Here is a 1,752-nt window from a genome sequence, read left to right as displayed (position 1 = left end):
GACCTCAGGTGCGCCCGAATCCTGGCTGATCAACCAAGCTCGGACCGGAAGAGGGTGCACCAGTGAGCGGCCCGCGAGCGGCTCGCGGCACCTCCACGACGTTGTGGGATGGGCGTGAGTGGCCGTGTGCCGGCCGCTACGCCAGGGTTCCGGTGTTCCGATACGGCTGGGCCCCGTCCGGTCTGGCCACGGTTCGCCAGTTAGCCGGCCAAGACCTGCGGCCTGCCGGTCAGGACGTGGCCGGGTGGCTGGTGTGGAAGACGCGCCCGTCGCGGCGCGGTTGGGCCTATCTCTACCGCGTCGACCTGGCCCGGCCCAAGCGCATCCCGTCGGCGGCGCAGCTTGCGTCGATCGCGCGGTGCAACGTGGTGCAGCAGTGGTGCCCGACCTGTCGCACGGATGTCGGGTACCGGATCCCGCGCTCACTCGGTGAGTGCGTCGACTGCGCCGAGACCGCGATCGAGCGTGATCTCGCCCGCCACACCAACCAGCACCTCAACGCCCCCGCGGGCGCAGCACAGCAGCACAGCAACGAGCGCGTCGGCCATCCGGTCGGCGTGGTGATCGAGCACGTCGAGTTCAGGGAGAGCGCGTGAACAGCACGACGAACAACGGCAGCACAGCAGCCGCTGTGTACGTGATCGAACCAATCGAGGAGACGGACATGGTGCGTCAGGCAGGGCGGTACGCGGTCGAGTTGACGGCGGTCGCGGTGGCATTCGCGGCGGTGCTGGGCATCACCGTGTCGATCGCGGTCAGCGGCGGGTTCCCGGAGGTGGCGGCGCCGGTGTGGTGGGTCGCCACCGGCGTTCTCGGCGTGAGTCTGTGGGATGGACTGGGGTCCGCGGTCGGGGCGTGGCTGCACCGGGCCCACCTGCGGCGCTGCGAGGACTGCCGGCTCTACGCGGTCGCGGTCGACGTGATGGACCGGGCGATGGGTGGGCAGCGCTGATGGGCCGGTTCACCGGCGATGGCCGGGGCAAGGCCCGCAAGGGCCACGGGATCCACACCGACGACAACGGTGGGCAGGTGCATTGCCAGTCCTGTGGTCGCCCGGTCCGCTCGAAGCTGGGTAGCACGTGCAACCGGCCGGTGTGTCAGTACAAGGCACTGGGCCGGGCCGGGATGCTCGACGAGTTGGGGGAGTGACCGGGATGCGGGTGCGGTCGCGGTGCCGGTCGTGTGGCCGGCCGGTGGAGATCCCTCGGGGTGGTGCGGCGCCGGTGTTCTGCCGGGGTGCGGGCTGCCGGTTGCGGCGCCGGGGAAACCGATGAGCCCGGCTGTGGATGTGGCTGTGGATCGTCGTGCCGCTGCTGTCGCTCGGGAGCGTCGGGTGGATGCGGTGCGGCCGGGCTGGTGGGTGTTCTCCTACGGCGCCCGTGGCGGGTCGTGGGGCCACGTCGACGCCACCACCTCCCACGTGGATGGCCGGGGTCGGACGGTGGTCCGGCTGACGGTGACCGAACCGGGCACCGGTTCGGAAGTGGAGATCGAGAATGTGGCGGGCTATCCGGCTACGTGTGTGACCGCGGCGCAGGCCCGCACGGCCGGGCTGCGGCTGTAGCTCCGCCCCTGGCCCGGCGTCCCTTCCGCCAAGTCGATTCGCCGGGCCAGGGGATCCCAACCCCCATCAACCCGCCCACCGCTGTCGCGGGGGCCGGATCTTTGGAGTTCTCCCATGGTATGAGTGTGCCAGCCTGAGTTGGCCCCACTTGGAGCCCGAGTGATGGCTTGAGGTGGCCCCACCCTCGA

At 70.7% G+C, this 1,752-nt stretch carries 4 protein-coding genes; all 4 read left to right on the top strand.

Annotated elements, in window-relative coordinates:
* Nucleotides 1-62: 62 nt before the first annotated feature.
* The 4 genes from ACFPFQ_RS00020 to ACFPFQ_RS00005 all read left to right on the top strand — a co-directional run bounded on the left by ACFPFQ_RS00020 (nucleotide 63) and on the right by ACFPFQ_RS00005 (nucleotide 1,564).
* Nucleotides 63-596: an RRQRL motif-containing zinc-binding protein gene (locus ACFPFQ_RS00020; RefSeq protein WP_379613345.1), complete on the top strand. Its 534-nt coding sequence runs from the start codon at nucleotides 63-65 to the stop codon at nucleotides 594-596.
* Nucleotides 593-952 carry a hypothetical protein gene (locus tag ACFPFQ_RS00015; protein ID WP_379613343.1) on the top strand — a complete coding sequence of 120 codons (360 nt, stop codon included), beginning with the start codon at nucleotides 593-595 and terminating at the stop codon, nucleotides 950-952. The genes ACFPFQ_RS00020 and ACFPFQ_RS00015 overlap by 4 nt, the downstream gene beginning before the upstream one ends.
* Nucleotides 952-1,149, top strand: coding sequence for a hypothetical protein (locus ACFPFQ_RS00010; protein WP_379613341.1), 198 nt, complete (start codon nucleotides 952-954; stop codon nucleotides 1,147-1,149). The genes ACFPFQ_RS00015 and ACFPFQ_RS00010 overlap by 1 nt, the downstream gene beginning before the upstream one ends.
* Before the next feature lie 184 nt (nucleotides 1,150-1,333).
* Entirely contained in the window at nucleotides 1,334-1,564 is a 231-nt protein-coding gene (locus tag ACFPFQ_RS00005; protein ID WP_379613339.1) for a hypothetical protein, read from the top strand.
* Nucleotides 1,565-1,752 lie beyond the last annotated feature (188 nt).

The organism is Pseudonocardia sp. GCM10023141, assembly GCF_042653605.1.
Note: the sequence above shows the minus strand (reverse complement) of the source record. Positions and strands in the feature narration are given on the sequence as shown.

Bases quoted from the DNA above. Each gene is read 5' to 3' on its own strand.
- ACFPFQ_RS00010 (WP_379613341.1), top strand. From the start codon at position 952: ATGGGCCGGTTCACCGGCGATGGCCGGGGCAAGGCCCGCAAGGGCCAC.